This is a genomic window from Pseudomonadota bacterium, from assembly GCA_039033415.1.
Taxonomy (GTDB): Bacteria; Pseudomonadota; Gammaproteobacteria; order Xanthomonadales; family SZUA-38; genus JANQOZ01.
Genome location: JBCCCR010000029.1, coordinates 78,885 through 96,331, shown reverse-complemented (window position 1 = coordinate 96,331; position 17,447 = coordinate 78,885). Strand labels below are relative to the sequence as shown.

Sequence of the window (17,447 nt, the reverse complement as noted above, 5' to 3'; positions counted from 1 at the left end):
TGCGGGTTTCAGCAAAATTCACGCCGCTGGCGTGTACGTCAACCAGCACCTGGCCCTCGCCGGGTACCAGCGGCTCCAGCTCCTCCCAGACCATCACCTCCGGCCCGCCAAACTCGTTGACCTTAAATCCCTGCATGTGGCTTAACCTCTATCAATCATCTTCTAGGTGGCGAGTACGCGCTCCACCTCTTCCACCTCCAGCCCCGACGCCACCGGCGTAAGAAACAGGTACAGGCAGCCGGCAAGAAATAGCGGCACCCCAACCAGGAGCGAGTAGCCCACGGTCCAGCCCACCGTCTCCACCGCCAGCGAGGCCAACAGCGGCCCCGCCGCGGAACCGAGCGTGACGGCAAAAGAGCCGCACGTTGCCATCGCCGTGGCGCGCGCGCGCGTCGGAAACACCTCAGCCAGGTAGGCAAACTTGACGGCGGCGCTGCCGTAAAAAAACATGCTCATCACCCCGTAAGCCGCCAGGATCTGGCCGTAACTTTCCGCACCCCAAACCAGCACCTGAAACATCAGCGCGCCCAGCAGCGTCCACAGCACGACCGTGTTTCGTCGGGTCATATAAAACTCCCCGATCACCGCAGCCAGGATGTAGCCGATGATGCCGATAGCGTTGCCGGCACCAATGAGGAGCGAAAACTCCACGGCCGCCATGCTCCGGTGTTCCGCGAGGTAGCTGGGAAAAAGAAAAATTGAGCCCGCGTACGCCCAAACAAACAAGAACTGCGCGCAAAAGAGCAGCGCCGTTCGGCGGCGCAGGCCGGGCGAAAACAGCTCCTTGAGCCGAACCTTTTCCTGGCCGACCCCGCGCGCCTCAACCGCGCGGCGCGGCTCGCGAATCAGGCGGTGGACCACCCAGATCAACGGCAGGCTGACCAGGCCGGTGAGAAACAGCCAGCGCCAGCTATGCTGGCTCAGGAGCCACGCCGCCCATAGCGACGCCAGCGCCCACCCGAGCGGGTAACCGATCTGCAGGAAACCCAGAAACAACCCGCGGGACCGGGCCGGAAACTCCTCCGAGATAATCGCGCCCGTCACCGGATACGACAGGCCGCCCGCAGCGATGCTGCTGCCGCGGAGGAACATCAGCGTCAGCGAGTTGACCGCTGCGCCGTGCAGCGCCACCAGTATGGACGAGGCCAGGAGCGACAGCTTGAAAAGCGCTTTGCGTCCCAGCCGATCGGCCAGCAGCGCCAGCCACACGATCAGCAGACCGCCCAGCACAAACGCGCTGGAGACGATGGTCATCACCCCGGAAAGGCTGAGGTTAAACTCCTCCCGGATGGCAGGAATGGCAAACCCGAACAGCGCGAGATCCATCTGCGCCGTTGTATAGGCCAACAGACAAACGACAAACGCCGTGATGGGATAGCCGCGAAGCTCAGCCCACATCAGCAACCGCAACCCAGGCATAGCCGTCAGGGCCGTCAAAGCAGACCGAAGCTTCGCCAAACTCGTCTTCGAATCGGTCGCTGACCACCCCACCGGCATCGCCGACCTCCGCGCAAAGCCGATCCAGGTCCCGCACCTTGACCGAATAGGCGCACAGGTTGCCGCAGCCCGGGCGCGATCGATCGCGCCGATCATCGCCGGCGAGGTAAGACGAATAGATCTGCAGCAGGCCGCTGGGGCAATCCAGGGCCCGCGTCCGCTCGATGTGGAAGGTTTCCCCTGGACGCAGAGCTAGCGCCTCTATTGTCGTTTGCTCGGTACCCGAATCGTGGGCATCACCATAGGGTGCGGTTTCGAAGCCGAACACGCGCTTGTAAAACGCAGAGTCAAACCGACCGGCGGGCTGCACGATGTTCGCGTGGCTGCCTTCGGTGTTGCGGAACGCCAGACGGTCGTCAATGGTCCCGAAGCCCGGCCGGTCAAAGCCCGCGCGCTGGATAAATGCCAGCCGGAATCGCCGCCCGAACACCAGCGTTTCGCGCAGGCCGACAAACGGTCGGTAAAAGTCCACTTCTGCGGGAGGGTGGCTCAGCGGCGCATTGACCAGCGGGGATACCCACAGCGCCCACTCACGCTGCTGTTCACTGTTCGTCAGGCTGTCTCGGAGCTGGAGGATATCCTGGGTATAGAGGCCCATCCATCGGCTGCCCACCACCAGCGGCCGCGTGTCGTCCAGACCTTCGTTACGCAGCTGATCCCAGAACTGCAGACGAACCAGACCGGTGTTGAACGTATCGCAGCCGCGATGGCGAAGACGAACGCTGGTCAGGCCCTGGCGATGCGCATAAGCCAGGCCAGCGGCCTCCGGCCCGAGGCGCCCCTCGTCAACCGGCTCAAAACCGAGAACCGCCCAGAACCGCAGCAGGGCTTCTCGCTCTGCGTTTGGGGCGCCAAAGATAAACTCGTGGATGCCGGCCTGCGTCTGTCGCTGGGCAGGGCCGTGATCGCCTTTATCTTCGCTGGCTTCTGCCACCGCGATGCCCCGAACTAAAAGTCTTAATGTTATACAATTAGGTCTTTTAACGCATTCGGACAATATGCCCCAAACGCTGTTTGACAAGATCTGGGATCGTCACGTGGTCCGCAACCTGGACGACGGCTCCTCTCTGGTCTACGTGGACCGAGTGTTTCTGCACGAGCGGACGGGCGGGGTGGCGCTGACCAGCCTGGCCGAAAGCAGTCGCGAGGTTCGCAACCCCGCCCAGGTGTTTGCCACCATGGACCATATTCTGGACACCTATCCTGGCCGCGGTGACGCCACCGAGGTGCCCGGCGGCGAAGCGTTTATCACGACCATGCGAGCCACTGCCCGCGAGGCCGGCATCACGCTATTTGATATCAACGATCCCCGTCACGGCATTGCCCACCTCATTTCGGCTGAGCAGGCCATCACCCTGCCCGGCCTGGTGGTCGTCTGCCCGGACAGCCATACGTGCACCCTCGGTGCGCTCGGCGCAATCGGTTGGGGTATCGGCACCAGCAACTGCGAACACGCGCTGGCCACCGAGACGCTGCGAGCCCGCAAGCCGCTGCAGCTCGCGGTGGAGTTCAGCGGCGAGCTGGCCAACGGCGTGACCGCTAAGGACTTGATTCTCTACCTGATCGGGAAATACTCGGCAGCGGGTGCAGCCAACCACGCCATGGAGTTTCGCGGGCCCGCCATCCGCGCGCTCGACATGGAGGCGCGCTTTACGCTGTGCAATATGGCTGTGGAGTTCTCGGCGTTTACCGGGCTGATTGCGCCGGACGAAAAAACCATCAGCTACGTGGCAGGCCGACCCTACGCACCCGTAGGTAACCGCTGGGATGAAGCGGTGGAACAATGGCGAGCGCTTCGCAGCGACGATGAAGCGGCCTTCGATAAGGTGCTTTCCATCGACGTGAGCGAGGTTCCGCCGACCGTCACGTGGGGTATCAGTCCCCAGCATGCCGTGGCGGTCACCGCCGGCGCGCCAGAACTGGACACAGCGGACAGCAACGAACAGCGCGCTGAGTTCACCCAAGCCATGGACTACATGGGTCTCAAGCCCGGCCAGCCGCTGATCGGGCTGCCGATCGACGGCGCGTTTATTGGCTCATGCACCAATGCTCGGCTGAGTGACCTTCGATCCGCCGCTGCAGTTCTCAAAGGGCGCAGGGTCGCTGAGGGAGTCAGGGCGATTTGCACCCCGGCCTCCGCGCAGGTGAAGCAAGCGGCTGAGCAGGAGGGGCTCGATCAGATTTTCACCGGCAGCGGCTTTGAGTGGCGGGAACCCGGCTGCTCCCTGTGTTTCAATGCCGGCGGCGAGGGGTTTGGACCGGAGCAACGGGTGGTGTCGAGCACCAACCGAAACTTCCGCGGCCGGCAGGGCCCCCGCACCCGCACCCACCTCGCCAGCCCGGCGTCGGTGGCCGCCGCGGCTGTCGCCGGATGCATCGCGGACGTGCGCCAATATCAGGAGGCAGCGGCATGAGGGCGTTTACGGTGCACCAGGGCGTCGCCGCCCCGATCATGCAGGACAACATCGATACCGATCAGCTGATCCCGTCCCGAGAAATGAAGCGGGTGAGCAAGAGCGGTCTCGGCGCAGGCCTGTTTGCCGGCTGGCGCTACCGCTACGACGGCAGCCAGAAAATCGGGCCGGCCGAAAACTTCGTGCTTAATCAGCCAGCTTACCGCGACGCCAGCATTCTGCTGAGCGGCCGCAACTTTGGCTGCGGCTCATCTCGTGAGCACGCCGTGTGGGCACTCACCGATTTTGGCATCCGCGCGATTATCGCTGAGGGCTTCGGCGCCATTTTTCGCATGAACTGCGGGCGAAACGGGCTGCTGGCGATCGATCTGCCGGCGGACGAGATCGCCGCGCTGCGCCGGTTCTGCGAAGTTGATCCGCAGGCCAACCAGCTGACCGTCGACTTGACGAACAATCGGGTCGAGGCCGGCGACCTGCACAGCTTTTCGTTCAAGATCGACGAGGCCGACCGCCACATGCTGCTCAACGGTCTGGATTTCATCGACTTCAGTCTGCAGTTCCAGGACGATATCAACCGCTTTGCCGAGGCCTATCGTCAGCAGCATTCCTGGGCGGTACTCCCGGCGTCATCGAACGGCGACTGATCAGCCATTCATAACCAAAGACGGGCCCGCGCAGCTGCTGCGCGGGCCCGTCGATGGATGAGCAACGCCGGTACTCGCCCTCAGTCGTGGACGTGATCTCCGTTGTGGTCGTGGTGATGGTGTGTTCCGTCAGCGTGGGTATGACCACCACCGCGACGCTGCATCGTATCCTCAAAGTCTTCGGGTCCGTGAGGATGGTTATGCGCATTGTTGACGCACCACTTGTAGAGAATCGGATCGCGTTTGGCGAGCCGGGCTGCTGACCGCAGCTCGTTCTGATCAGGTGTGCTCCACGGGTTGTAGTGGAAGTGATTGAACAGCTTCGAGTCGGTGCGACCGATGGCGATACAGCCAAACTCACTCGCAAAAGCACCGTGGTTGATATACGGCGGACGCCAGAAGTAGCCACCCGTGGGCAAATCACCAAACTGCATCATCCAGGACGTGCCCCAGAGGTGATATCCCTCCTCCGCACAGTCGTGGTAGGAGATATTGTCCTGATGGAAATCCGGGGTCATGCAGTACAGGAACGTCATGGCGTAGGTCTGCGGATTGAAGTTCAGCAGCTTGATCATGCACCCCGACGCCACCGACGGACTGACCAGATTGCCCGGCTGCCAGACGATGTCACCAAAAGAGTCGACATCATGATAGAGCTCGGCGCGAGATTGCGGGTGGTGCTGATCGCTATCCACGCGACTCGGTTCTGCCGTGTTGTACATCATCAGCAGGAGCGCACCCTGATCGCTGGTGATCTCCGGCAGCGCGTAACCCGCCGGGACATAAAAGTAGTGGCCCTTGCGACAGCTCTTGTCGCCGACCTGAATGTTGCCTTCAACAACGATGAACTCGAGCTCCGAGTAGCTGAACCCGGGCGCCTGACGGTACCCGCCGGCGAGCTGCACGGTCATGGTGCAGGACCCGATTTCGGTATCGAAGCTGAGCATCTTGTAGCTGAAACCGACGCCGAAGCCCGGCAGGGTCATGTTCTTGAAGGGTACGTCGCGATCGCAAAACGGTTCGATATGTGGTCTGGACATGTTTCTAATCCCCTTCAGTAGACAACAACGTGTTCGCCGTCGGGCTTCACCGGCAGCTCTTCTTCTTTGATTTTGACCCGCTGATCACCGTCAGCGTTGAAGCCATACTTCTTCAACCGCTCGAAGAACTCTTCGTACCACTGATCGCGAGAGGGGTTAAGCGCCTTCATCTCCGCGACAATTTTCTGGTAGCGCTCTTCTTGTTCCTTGCCCTCCTGCTCCAGCCACTCGCGCACTTCGTCCGGCAACTCCCGGTCGATCTTGGTATAGATAAAGGTCATAGGTTCCTCCGCTCCTGTGAATTTTGATTCAAGCCTTCGGCGCCGGATCAATCAAGACTCAGCTCCATGGCGTACTTATAGCGTTTGGGGTTGTAGAGACAGTCGAGCACATCGACGATGCGTGGACCTTCGACCGACGACAGACGCCGGATGGATAGCAGCGCCGTGCCGGGCTCGACGTCCAGCTCAGCCGCCACCGACGGTGTCGCCGGCTCGGCGCTGAGCACCTGGCTGACGTTGCTCAGCCTCAGCCCGTTGTCGTGGAAGATCTCCAGCCGGGGTGTCGACTCGAGCTTGCTGCGGGTATAGCCCCGACGGATACCGGCAGTCCAGCTCACGTAGTAAGCAAACGGCTCACCGTCTTCGTTGCTGCGGACCCGCACGAGCTTGTGCACCTTGTCGCTGGGCGTAAGATCGAGAAGGTCCCGAATCGACTCCGGTGGTACGAGCCGTTCAATCGACAGCACCCTGACACTGCTGTGTTTGCCCATCTCAGCGAGGTTTTCCAGCATCCCCACCAGCGGCGCCCGAACGGGCTGCGGTGAGTACTGATAGGTCACGTGGGAACCTTTGCCACGGAAGCGGGCGATCAGGCCCTCAGCCGCAAGCTCATCCATGGCCCGCTTGGCGGTGATCCGGGAGATTGCAAAAGCGTCTGCGAGGCGCTGCTCGCTCGGGATCTGGCTTTTGTAGGCCAGCTTGCCGTCATAGATGGCACCGCGCAGGACGGTGTAAAGCTGATAATAGAGCGGGGCTCGGGACATCGAACCGCTGCTGACCAGATCCCAATCCGGCCGGATAGCGTTCAGCGATTCGTCCACCGTCAGTTGTGGCATGGCCCCTTTATTTGCGCGTCAGCGCACCCCTCGTTTTCGTAAGTGTGCCCCGCCGGCGGTGCCGGCGGGGCCTTCCATTAAATCAGAACATGATGCTGGCGCGCAGGCCGAACTCCTGTCGATCGTTGGGTGCCACGTTGACCCCCTGCTGCACAAAGAAGTTGCCGAAGTCCACCGGGAACGCCGTGTCCGAGAACCGGGCACCGCTGGCCCAGGCGTCAACGTCGAACAGGTTGTTGACGAACAGCTCAACCCGATACTTGTCGGTCTCCGCGCCGATCCGAACGTCAGTGATAAAATAGTCTTCGGTAAACGCCAGATTACGCTCGTCGGTAAACGTTTCGCCGAAATAGTTGATGTCGGTACGGGCAAAACCCTCCCAGGCACCAGGCAGATCGAAACGGTAGGTTGAGGTCAGGTTGCCGCTCCACTTGGGCACCCGGGGCACAGACAGGCCGGTGACGTCCGAAAATCCAAAAATCGCCTCGCCAAAGTTGAAGATGTAGCGGGTATATTCGGTGTCGACGTAAGCGACGCTGGCGTCAACGGTCCAGCCGTCGACAATGGTTCCACCCACATCAACCTCGAAGCCTTTCAGATCAGCGTCGCCGTCCAGCAGGACGTTGCGAGCGTTGAAGAACGGCTCGAGTACGCCGGTCTCCGGATTCGGCAGCTGGCGGGTGGTGACATCTCCGATAACGCCGTCATAGGTACAGCCCGGGGCACCGATGGCAACGTCATTAGCGGTACAGGTTTCGTTAATCAACCCGCTGGAGCGACCCTTGATGCCGACCCACTCATTCCACCACACGGCAACGTTCAGGTAGCCGGCACCGTCAAATAGCACCTGCTTCCAGCCGAGCTCAAAGGCGTCCAGTTCCTCCTGGGGCAGAGATTCGTTCAGTCCCGGAAACTGCGCCAGGTACTGCGCTCGCTCTTGCTCATCAGCGTTGAGGAAGAAGTCGTTGGCGTCACCCGGCACAACACCCAGCGCATAGCTGGCGTAGAGCGTGGTGTCCTGACCCGGCTGCCAGCGGGCGATCACGCGGGGCAGAAATTCGTTGAACTCAAATTCCGGCGCGTTATTCAGCCCGTCGGGGCCGGTGACGCCGCCCTTGGTCAGCGTGTCCTGCTGATAGCGTCCCTCAGCGGTCAGAGTGATCGTATCGGTCAGGTCAAAGTCCAGCGAGGCAAAGATCCCGAGAACCTCGGCCTCGTCAGACTGACCAAAGCCGTTGGGGAAAGGCCCTAGCAGGAACGGATTGCCGCCCGCCCCCGGCACGCAGTCAGACTGATCGTTTCCGGGCTCGAGGCCGATACACCCAAACATGAAGGTGCCGCCGGTCAGCGAGGAGGTAAATTCCTGCTCGTAATAGTTGACGCCTGCCGACCACCGCAGACGACCATCCTGTGGACCGGTCAGGCGAATCTCAAAACTCTGGTCTTCCAGGTTTTGGGGGTCGTTCGAGAATCCACCCGGGAATGCTGAAAGGTCAAAGTCACGGATAAAATTGGCCTGCTGATCGTTGACGCCAAGGACCACATCCAGATCCATCCCATTGTCGAAGCTGTAGGTGGCGCTTGCGCTCAGGCGCAGGGTCTCGCGAATCAGGCCGATATCGTTGATGCCCGGTACACCAGGCGGCAGCGGCGCGCTGCCGAAAACCTCAGCCAAGCTGAGGCCGGCACCGTTTAAGCCGTCAGGCAGCGTCGTATTACCGTCGATCACGCGGCTTCCCGTCACCGGAATGGTGCTGTCAACGTCTGGTACCTGGCCGCAGATAAAGTTAACCGGGTTGACCGTTTCGCCGGCAGGCGTGGTGATCGTGCGACCGCTACAGGAATCGTTGACTCGACCTGCGACATAGGCCTGTGCCGGCGCACCGTCGTCGTCTTCCGAGTAAGAGGCGCGGAAGCGAACGCTTAAGTTGTCGCTGGGCTGCCAGAGCAGCTTGGCGGAGATGGTCTCGGTGTTCTCGTCACCTAAGCGGCCGCCGTCAGAAGCCGTGAAATGCCCCTGCTTGTCGTAGACGCGAGCGCTCAGGCTACCGGAAAGGACGTCCGGGATGAGCGGTCCTTCCACAAACGCGGTGACGTCGAAGCGGCTGCGATGGGTCCCGCTGACATTCACCTCACCGCCGAATTCTTCCATGCTGGGGTCGCGCGTGATGAAGTTCACCGCGCCGCCGAAAGTGTTCCGGCCAAAGTAGGCAGACTGGGGCCCCTTGATGACCTCTACACGCTCAATATCCATGAGTGAGAGTGACGTACCGCCGTTGAGCACGTAGACGCCGTCGATAAACAGCGCGCCGGTTTCAAAGCTGGGGGAAAACTGGGCCTGGTTCAGACCTCGGAAACGCAGCTGCGTGTTGTAGCGGCCGGGCTGATTCTGGCCTTGGTTGAAGAAGTAAAAACCCGAGGCAAGCTGCGACAGGTCTTCAAGACCAGTGAGGCCACCTTCCAGAATGTCGAGCGAAGACACGGAGGTGATGGCGATGGGAATCTCCTGAAGACTCTCCTCGCGCTTCCGCGCCGTAACCACGATTTCCTCCAGGCCGCTCTCGTCGTCGCCCGACTGGGCCAGTGCGGACTGGGCTGGCACCGACAGGCAGCCGGCAATCAACGTGGATAACAGTAACTTTCGGTGCATGGTAGAACCCCTATGCTGCAAATACTGACGCTGTTGCCAGCCAGCTTCGCCGTCGGGATCTGATGCACACAGTCGACAGCGGCGTCGCCGGACCTATGATCGCCGTCTCGTCGACAGGGTCAGCTCCGCTGACGAGACGGTCTCGACAGTAGCATTGTCATATCGTTATATCAATATGACATTTATGGATGGGGGAGCGCCGGCCGGAAAATCGACGTTTACGTGCTAACGGCACCCGCGGCCGGTCGATGAATGATCACCGGCCGCCTTCTGGATGAGTCAGTCGCCGTTCGGGTGATCCAACTTTTGCGCGTCCACGACCGCCAGTGCCGTCACGTTAACGACCCGGCGTACGGTGGCGGTGGGTGTGAGCACGTGAGCCGGTTTGGCCGCCCCGAGCAGCAGCGGACCCACCGCCACCGCGTCGGCGAGCACTTTGGTCATAAAAAACGAGATATGGGCTGACGCCTGGTCGGGCATTATTAGCAGGTTAGCGCTGCCCGTCAGCGGAGAGTGAGGCGCAATCTTCTGACGAAGCTCAGGCACCAGGGCGGTATCCACCTTCATCTCGCCATCAACCTCAAGCGCCGGATCGAGTTCGCGAACCAGCTCGAGCGCCTGCCGCATCTTCTCGCTGGAGAGATCGCTGTGGCTGCCAAAGTCAGAGTGGCTGACCATGGCCACCTTGGGCTCCAGCCCAAATTCGCGCACCCGCTCAGCCGCGAGCAGCGTGGCGTCGGCAATTTCTTTGGCGCTTGGGTTGGCATTGACGTGCGTATCGCAGACAAACACCTTGTGCTCCGCGGTGCCCATCACCGACAGTGACGAGGCCTGGCTGACGCCGTCGCGCAAGCCGAGGACGCCGAGCACGTGCGCGAGCTTCTTGTTGTATCGCCCCACCACCCCGGCGATCATCGCGCCGGCTTCGCCTCGTTCCACCATCAGCGCGGCGATCACCGTATTGCGCGTGCGCACGACGTATTTTGCGGTCGCCGGCGTGATGCCACGCCGTTGCATCTTTTCGTAGTAAAGCGTCCAGTAGTCCCGGTAGCGAGGATCATCTTCCGGATTGACCACCTCAAGGTCGCGCTCGGGATCGATGCGCAGGCCAAGTTTCTTGATACGCATGGCCAGCACGCTCGGGCGCGCGACCAAAATAGGGATCGCCAGACCGTCATCGAGCACGTTCTGAACCGCCCGCAGCACCACCTCTTCTTCGCCCTCAGCGAACACCACCTTGCGGGGATCCGCTTTCGCACGCTCAACGATCGGCTTCATCAGCATCGTTGAACGGAACACCATCTGGTTGAGCTGCTCCAGATACTCGTTCATGTCGCTGATTGGTCGGGTGGCCACGCCCGACGCCATCGCGGCCTCCGCCACCGCGGGCGCCACGTGGACAATCAGTCGCGGATCAAACGGTTGTGGGATCAGGTATTCACGCCCGAACTGGGGCAGCTCGCCGCCGTAAGCCTGGGCGCTGATATCGCTCGCTTCGATCCGCGCCAAACCCGCGATGGCCCGTACCGCCGCCATCTTCATTTCCTCGGTGATCCCCGTGGCACCAACGTCCAGCGCGCCGCGGAAAATATAGGGGAAACACAGCACGTTGTTGACCTGGTTTGGGTAGTCTGAGCGACCGGTTGCCATGATCACGTCATCCCGGGCGCCGTGCGCCTCCTCGGGCATAATCTCGGGCACCGGGTTGGCCAGCGCGAGGATGATCGGGTTTGGCGCCATGGAGCGGACCATCGCCTGATCGACAACGCCGGGCGCTGAAACGCCGAGGAACACATCCGCGCCGTCCATCGCTTCGGCCAGCGTCCTGGCGGACTCCGCGGTGGCGTAGCGGGCCTTGGGGTCGTCAGCGGACAGATTGTCTCTACCCTTGTGCACCACGCCGGCCCGGTCGGTGACCAGCACGTTCTCCGGCTTGAGACCAAGGCTGACCAGCAGGTCCAGGCAGGCAATCCCGGCGGCGCCGGCGCCGGAAGCGGCCAGGCGCACCTCCTCGATCGACTTTCCCACCATCTCCAGCGCATTGAGCAGCGCCGCAGCCGTGATAATCGCCGTGCCGTGCTGGTCGTCATGAAACACGGGACTGTTGATCCGCTCCCGCAGCTTGCGCTCCACCAAGAAACACTCCGGCGCTTTGATGTCCTCGAGATTGATGCCGCCAAAGGTCGGCTCCAGCGCCGCGATAATGTCCACCAGCTTGTCCGGATCGTCCTCGTTGATCTCGATGTCGAAGACGTCCACACCGGCAAACTTCTTGAACAGCACCGCTTTCCCCTCCATCACCGGCTTCGCCGCCAGCGGGCCGATCGCGCCAAGCCCGAGGACCGCCGTACCGTTGGTGACCACCGCCACCAGATTGCTGCGTGACGTGACCTCCGACACACTGGCCGGATCCTTTTCGATCAGCTCGCACGCGGCTGCAACGCCCGGCGAGTAGGCCAACGCCAGCTCGTCCTGGGTGGTGAGGGTTTTGGTTGCCACCACCTCAATTTTGCCGGGGGTGGGCAGACGGTGGTATTCGAGCGCTCGTTCCTTCAGGTCATTGCTCATGGCGAAGGCTCCACAGGCAGGGGCGCCGCATGCGCGACGCGTTGCTGGAAAACCGCTGGCGAGACCCGAAGACGGGACCGCCGGGGCGGCTCAAAGCGGTTTCAGGCGGCCTCAACCGATTCGTCGTATTGACCGGTAGCGGCCAGCCCGTTGCAGCGCGCCCGGTGTGCGAGGATCGCCTGGGCCGCGGCCACATTTTGGGTAATGTCTTCGCCCCACTTCAGCAACGCGCCATGCTGCAGCGCCCGGCCGTAGGAAAAGCTCAGCGGCCAGGGGTGAGGTCCGACGCTGTTCATGGCGTCGAGATGCTGGGTGGCGACAATCTCCGACTGGCCGCCCGACAGAAACACGATCCCTGCCGTGGAAGCCGGCACGGCGTTATAGAGACACTGCAGCGTGGCTTCGGCCACCTCCGGCACGCTCGCCTGCTCGGCGCACTCGTCGCCGGCAATGACCATGGAGGCTTTCAGGATAGTGCCTTCCAGGAGAACCCCCTGATCAAAGAGCGCGCTGAAGAGGCTTTTCAGCGTCGCCTCGGTCACTTCGTAGCTGGTGTCGAGGTCGTGGCTCCCGTTCATCAGCACCTCTGGCTCGACGATCGGCACAATGTCAGCCTCCTGACAAAGGGCCGCATACCGCGCCAGGGCGTGAGCATTGGCGTCCACGCAGGCGCTGGTGGGCGCGTTGTCGTCGATCTTGATCACAGCCCGCCACTTGGCAAATCCCGCACCCAGCTTGGCGTATTCCGCCAGCCGGTCGCGCAGTCCGTCGAGGCCCTCGGTAATCATTTCCCCGGGATGGCCAGCCAGCAGATGGGCGCCTTTGTCGACCTTGATGCCCGGAATGATTCCGGCCTTTTTCATCAGGTCGACAAACGACTGGCCGGTACTGGCCGTCTGGCGGAGCGTTTCGTCATACAGAATGGCGCCAGATATATGCTGACCGAGATCGGGGGTGGACAGCAGCATTTCGCGATAGGCGCGGCGGTGGTCTTCCGTACTCTCAAGGCCAATCTGGTCGAAGCGTTTTGTGATGGTGCCGGTGGATTCATCGATGGCGAGAATCCCTTTACCGGCCGCCACCATCGCCTGGGCGGTGCGGGTGAGCTGTTCTACGTTCATGGGTTTCCTTTGTGTCGGGCAGCTGGCCGGCTCAGTCAGCCGAAGCTCCTGCCCGAGCTTTTAGCATGGCCACCGCAGGCAGTTCACGACCCTCAAGAAATTCCAGGAACGCACCGCCGCCGGTGGAGATATAGGAGATCTGGTCGGCAACGCCGAACCGCTCGATCGCTGCGAGGGTGTCACCGCCGCCGGCGATGGAAAAGGCGCTGGACTCAGCCACGGCTCGAGAGACGGCCGCCGTTCCCTCGCTGAAGGCGGGAAACTCAAAGACGCCAACCGGCCCGTTCCAGACCACGGTGCCCGCGGCACCGATCATGCCGGCATAGCGCGCGGCCGTACGGGGCCCGATGTCCAGGATCATTTCATCCGGCTGAACGTCACCGACGGCGCAGGTGCGCGCCTGCGCGTCAGCGCTGAAGCTGTCGCCCACCACGACGTCCTCCGGCACCGGAATCTCAGCGTTGGCCGCCCGGGCAGCTTCCATTAGAGTCACCGCCTGATCCACCAGATCCGGTTCGTACAGCGATTTGCCGACGGCGTGTCCGGCAGCCGCGATGAAGGTGTTGGCAATCCCGCCACCGACAATCAGCTGGTCAACTTTTTTTGACAGCGCCTCAAGCACCGTCAGCTTGGTCGAAACCTTAGCCCCCCCGACAATCGCCATCATGGGCCGGCTGGGCTTATCGGTGGCCTTGGCCAACGCCTCAAGTTCCCCGGCCAGCAAGGGGCCGGCGCAGGCCACCGGTGCATATTCGGCGACGCCGTGCGTCGAAGCCTGGGCGCGGTGGGCGGTGCCAAAGGCATCCATAGCGAAGACGTCGCAGAGGGACGCCATCCGCTGACTCAGCGCCGGGTCGTTGGCCTTCTCGCCAGGATTAAAACGAACGTTCTCGCATAGCACCGCCCGGCCTGGCTCGCAGTCGATGCCGTCCAGCCAGTTGCTGATCAGCGGCACTTGAGCGCCGAGCAGCGCCGACAGATGTTCGGCGACCGGGGCCATGGAAAACGTCGGGTCAAACTCGCCCTCCGTAGGACGCCCCAGGTGGGACAGGATCATGACCCGGGCGCCGGCATCCATGGCCATGCGGATGGCCGGCAAGGCCGCCTGTATCCGGGTATCGCTGCTGACCTTGCCGTCAGCGAGCGGCACGTTTAAGTCTTCCCGGATCAGCAGGCGCTTGCCGCTGAGCTCGATGTCCTTTAAGCGCAGAAAACCCACGCCTGCCGTCACGCGTTGACCACGGCCAGCGTCGTGTCGAGCATCCGGTTCGAAAAGCCCCACTCGTTGTCGTACCAGGACAGGATCTTCACCAGCTTGCCGCCGATTACCTTGGTGAGGCCGGCGTCAAAGTTGGAAGACTCGGGAGTATGGTTGAAATCGATCGACACGAGCGGCGCGTCGTTGTAGCCGAGAATGCCCTTGAGCGGCCCCTCCGCTGCGGCCTTGACCGTCGCGTTGACCTCCTCAACCGTGGTGTCGCGGCTGGCGATGAAGCTCAGGTCGACGACCGACACGTTGATGGTCGGAACCCGCATGGCAAACCCGTCCAGCTTGCCGTTAAGCTCGGGCAGCACCTTACCCACCGCGCTGGCGGCGCCGGTTTTGGTGGGAATCTGAGACATGGTGGCCGACCGTGCACGCCGCAGGTCCTTGTGGAAAACGTCCGTCAGGACTTGATCGTTCGTATAGGCGTGAATAGTGGTCATCAACCCCGACTCGACGCCAATTGCCTCGTGCAGCGGCTTGACCACCGGCGCCAGGCAGTTGGTGGTACAGGAGGCGTTCGAAACCACCTGATGTTCGGGTTTGATGACGTCGTGGTTGACCCCGTATACGACCATGGCGTCAGCGTCTCCGGCGGGCGCAGAAATGACCACCTTACGGGCGCCGGCAGACAGATGCAGACCCGCCCGGTCCCGGCTCGTGAAGATCCCGGTGCACTCCATGACGGCGTCGACGCCCATCTCACCCCAGGGCAGCTTGGCCGGATCGCGCTCGGCGAAGACTTTCACCCGGTCACCGTTGATCACCAGGTCCTCGCCCTGCACCTCGACGGTCCCCGGGAACCGGCCGTGAGCGGTGTCGAACTGAGTCAGGTGGGCGTTGGTTTGGGGGTCACCGAGGTCGTTGATGGCGACGACATCGAACTCACCGGCGCGACCTGATTCGTGAATCGCTCGAAGCACGTTGCGACCGATACGTCCGTATCCGTTGATGGCAATTTTGACGGCCATGAAGTTGTCTCCGTTGAGTGTTAGGGGCGGTTCTGCACAAGCTTCTTGCCCCGAGCAACCACGTTGTCCGGGGTAAAGCCAAAGTGCCTGAAAAGTTCTGGGGCCGGTGCTGATGCGCCGTAGCTGTGCATGCCCAGGACGTCGCCGTCCAGCCCGGTGTAGCGATACCAGTAGTCGGCGCTTGCGGCCTCTATCGCCAGGCGCGCCCTGACGCTGCTCGGCAGCACCGCCTCGCGGTAGGCCTCCGGCTGTCGATCAAACGCAGAGGTGCAGGGCATGGAAACCACCCGGGTGCCGATGCCTTCGGCCTCGAGCGTTTCCGCCGCGGCCATGGCCAGCGTCACCTCTGAACCGGTGGCGATCAAAATTAGTGCCGGGTTCTCGCTCGAGCTGTCCTTGAGCACGTAGCCGCCTCGTTCTACCGAGGCCAGGGTGTCCGCGTCGCGCTGCTGATGCGGCAGTCCCTGGCGGGTCAGCACCAACGTTGTTGGGCCGTCACGCCGCTCGACGGCCGCTTTCCAGGCCCAGGCGGTCTCCACCGTATCGCAGGGGCGCCAAACCTCGAGGTTCGGAATCAGTCGTAGGCTTGCCACGTGTTCAACGGGCTGGTGAGTCGGGCCATCTTCACCCAGGCCGATCGAGTCGTGGGTATAAACATGAATCGAAGCCGCCGGAATCAGCGCCGACATACGTACCGCGTTTCGGGCGTAGTCGGAGAAGACCAGAAAGGTGCCGGTGTAGGGGATGATCCCCCCGTGCAGCGCCATCCCGTTGGCCATGGCGGTCATGCCAAACTCGCGCACGCCGTAGTTGACGTAGTTGCCGTCTCGATGGCTGGCGGTGATATCCGTACTGGCGCTGTGCCGGGTGTTGTTGGAGCCCGTCAGGTCCGCGGAGCCTCCCACCATTTCCGGTACCGCCGCGCCGATCGCCTCCAGCGCCATGCCGGACGCCTTCCGGGTCGCTACGCTGGCAGCACCCGCCTGGCAGTCGCGAATGTACTCGTCGATCAGTTCGGACCACCCTGCCGGCAACGCGCCGCTGATCAGCCGCTTGAGCTCCGCTGCAAGCTCCGGTTCAGCGGCCTCGTATGCCGCGAGCTGCTGATCCCAGGCCTGCTGGTCCTCGGCGCCGCGCGCGCGGGCGTTCCAGCCGGCGTAAATATCTTCCGGTATTTCGAACGGCGGGTGCTCCCATTGAAGCTGCACCCGGGTTGCGGCCACTTCGTCTTCACCCAGCGGCGCGCCGTGTGTCGACGCCGTGCCCTGTTTGTTTGGTGAGCCAAAGCCGATCATGGTTTTGCAGCAGATCAGCGTGGGTTCGTCCCGATTTTCACGGGCGGATTTCAGGGCACTCGCGAGCGCCGCCGGGTCGTGGCCGTCGACCGCGTCGATGACCTGCCAGCCGTAGGACCGGAAACGGGCCGGCGTGTCGTCGGTGAACCAGCCGTCCACCTCACCGTCGATCGAAATGCCGTTGTCGTCGTAGAGACAAATCAGCTTGCCCAGCTTCAGTGTGCCCGCCAGCGAGCACACCTCGTGCGAAATGCCCTCCATCAGGCAACCGTCGCCGGCCAGCACGTAGGTGAAGTGATCGACGATCGAATGGCCGTCTCGATTGAAGCGAGCCGCCAGAATCGACTCGGCGAGCGCCATGCCAACCGCGTTGGCCAGGCCCTGCCCCAGCGGCCCGGTGGTGGTCTCAACGCCTGGTGTTTCCGCAAATTCGGGATGACCCGCGGTTTTGGAATGCAGCTGACGGAAATTGCGCAGCTCGTCAATGTCCAGATCGTAGCCGGCCAGGTGCAGCACCGAGTAGATCAGCATCGAGCCGTGGCCGTTGGACAGCACGACCCGGTCGCGATCGAACCAATTCGGGTCCGCCGGGTTGTGGCTGAGAAAATCGTTCCAGAGCACCTCAGCGATGTCCGCCATGCCCATGGGCATTCCGGGGTGGCCACTGTTTGCGGCCTGCACCGCATCCATGCTGAGCGCACGGACGGCGTCAGCAAGCTTCTTTCGATCGGGCATTATGTCTGACTCACGGATCAGTTAGCAGAGGCGGGCGCCGAATTCTCCCAAATCGAGCCCTCGCCGGAGCCGCGAATTGTCCCTCAGCCACAAGCCCGCCGCAAGGGCGAATGCCGGATCGGCGGGCAGGT

The 17,447-nt window shown here is 62.4% G+C and carries 13 protein-coding genes; 2 read left to right on the top strand and 11 right to left on the bottom strand.

The window, feature by feature from the left end; genetic code table 11:
- Positions 1-162: 162 nt before the first annotated feature.
- Together AAF358_21060 and AAF358_21055 are read right to left on the bottom strand one after the other, a co-directional pair.
- Complete coding sequence (locus AAF358_21060) at positions 163-1,398, bottom strand: MFS transporter (protein MEM7708055.1); 1,236 nt, start codon at positions 1,396-1,398, stop codon at positions 163-165.
- Positions 1,388-2,431 carry a hypothetical protein gene (locus AAF358_21055; GenBank protein ID MEM7708054.1) on the bottom strand — a complete coding sequence of 348 codons (1,044 nt, stop codon included), beginning with the start codon at positions 2,429-2,431 and terminating at the stop codon, positions 1,388-1,390. The genes AAF358_21060 and AAF358_21055 overlap by 11 nt, the downstream gene beginning before the upstream one ends.
- A 64-nt stretch (positions 2,432-2,495) precedes the next feature.
- Here AAF358_21055 and AAF358_21050 point away from each other — a divergent pair, with 64 nt between their 5' ends.
- Both AAF358_21050 and leuD read left to right on the top strand, forming a co-directional pair.
- On the top strand, positions 2,496-3,911 hold the full coding sequence (locus AAF358_21050; protein ID MEM7708053.1) for a 3-isopropylmalate dehydratase large subunit: 1,416 nt from the start codon (positions 2,496-2,498) through the stop codon (positions 3,909-3,911).
- Positions 3,908-4,555 carry a 3-isopropylmalate dehydratase small subunit gene (gene leuD / locus AAF358_21045; protein MEM7708052.1) on the top strand — a complete coding sequence of 216 codons (648 nt, stop codon included), beginning with the start codon at positions 3,908-3,910 and terminating at the stop codon, positions 4,553-4,555. The genes AAF358_21050 and leuD overlap by 4 nt, the downstream gene beginning before the upstream one ends.
- An 80-nt stretch (positions 4,556-4,635) precedes the next feature.
- On the opposite strand, the gene AAF358_21040 is transcribed toward leuD, so the two are convergent.
- From AAF358_21040 to tkt, 9 genes are all read right to left on the bottom strand, one after another.
- A complete protein-coding gene (locus AAF358_21040; GenBank protein MEM7708051.1) occupies positions 4,636-5,595 on the bottom strand; it encodes a DUF4437 domain-containing protein in 960 nt (319 codons plus the stop codon).
- A 14-nt stretch (positions 5,596-5,609) separates the two neighbouring features.
- Entirely contained in the window at positions 5,610-5,876 is a 267-nt protein-coding gene (locus AAF358_21035) for a hypothetical protein (protein MEM7708050.1), read from the bottom strand.
- Positions 5,877-5,923: 47 nt separating this feature from the next.
- On the bottom strand, positions 5,924-6,712 hold the full coding sequence (locus tag AAF358_21030) for a GntR family transcriptional regulator (protein MEM7708049.1): 789 nt from the start codon (positions 6,710-6,712) through the stop codon (positions 5,924-5,926).
- 82 nt (positions 6,713-6,794) lie between these two features.
- Positions 6,795-9,362, bottom strand: coding sequence for a TonB-dependent receptor (locus AAF358_21025; GenBank protein ID MEM7708048.1), 2,568 nt, complete (start codon positions 9,360-9,362; stop codon positions 6,795-6,797).
- A 279-nt stretch (positions 9,363-9,641) separates the two neighbouring features.
- A complete protein-coding gene (locus AAF358_21020) occupies positions 9,642-11,930 on the bottom strand; it encodes an NADP-dependent malic enzyme (protein MEM7708047.1) in 2,289 nt (762 codons plus the stop codon).
- A 101-nt stretch (positions 11,931-12,031) separates the two neighbouring features.
- Positions 12,032-13,051: a class I fructose-bisphosphate aldolase gene (locus AAF358_21015; GenBank protein ID MEM7708046.1), complete on the bottom strand. Its 1,020-nt coding sequence runs from the start codon at positions 13,049-13,051 to the stop codon at positions 12,032-12,034.
- Between the two features lie 31 nt (positions 13,052-13,082).
- Positions 13,083-14,270 (bottom strand): phosphoglycerate kinase, encoded by a 1,188-nt coding sequence (locus AAF358_21010; GenBank protein MEM7708045.1) that lies wholly within the window; start codon positions 14,268-14,270, stop codon positions 13,083-13,085.
- Positions 14,271-14,278: 8 nt separating this feature from the next.
- A complete protein-coding gene (gene gap / locus AAF358_21005) occupies positions 14,279-15,286 on the bottom strand; it encodes a type I glyceraldehyde-3-phosphate dehydrogenase (GenBank protein ID MEM7708044.1) in 1,008 nt (335 codons plus the stop codon).
- A 20-nt stretch (positions 15,287-15,306) separates the two neighbouring features.
- Positions 15,307-17,316 carry a transketolase gene (gene tkt, locus AAF358_21000; protein ID MEM7708043.1) on the bottom strand — a complete coding sequence of 670 codons (2,010 nt, stop codon included), beginning with the start codon at positions 17,314-17,316 and terminating at the stop codon, positions 15,307-15,309.
- Positions 17,317-17,447 lie beyond the last annotated feature (131 nt).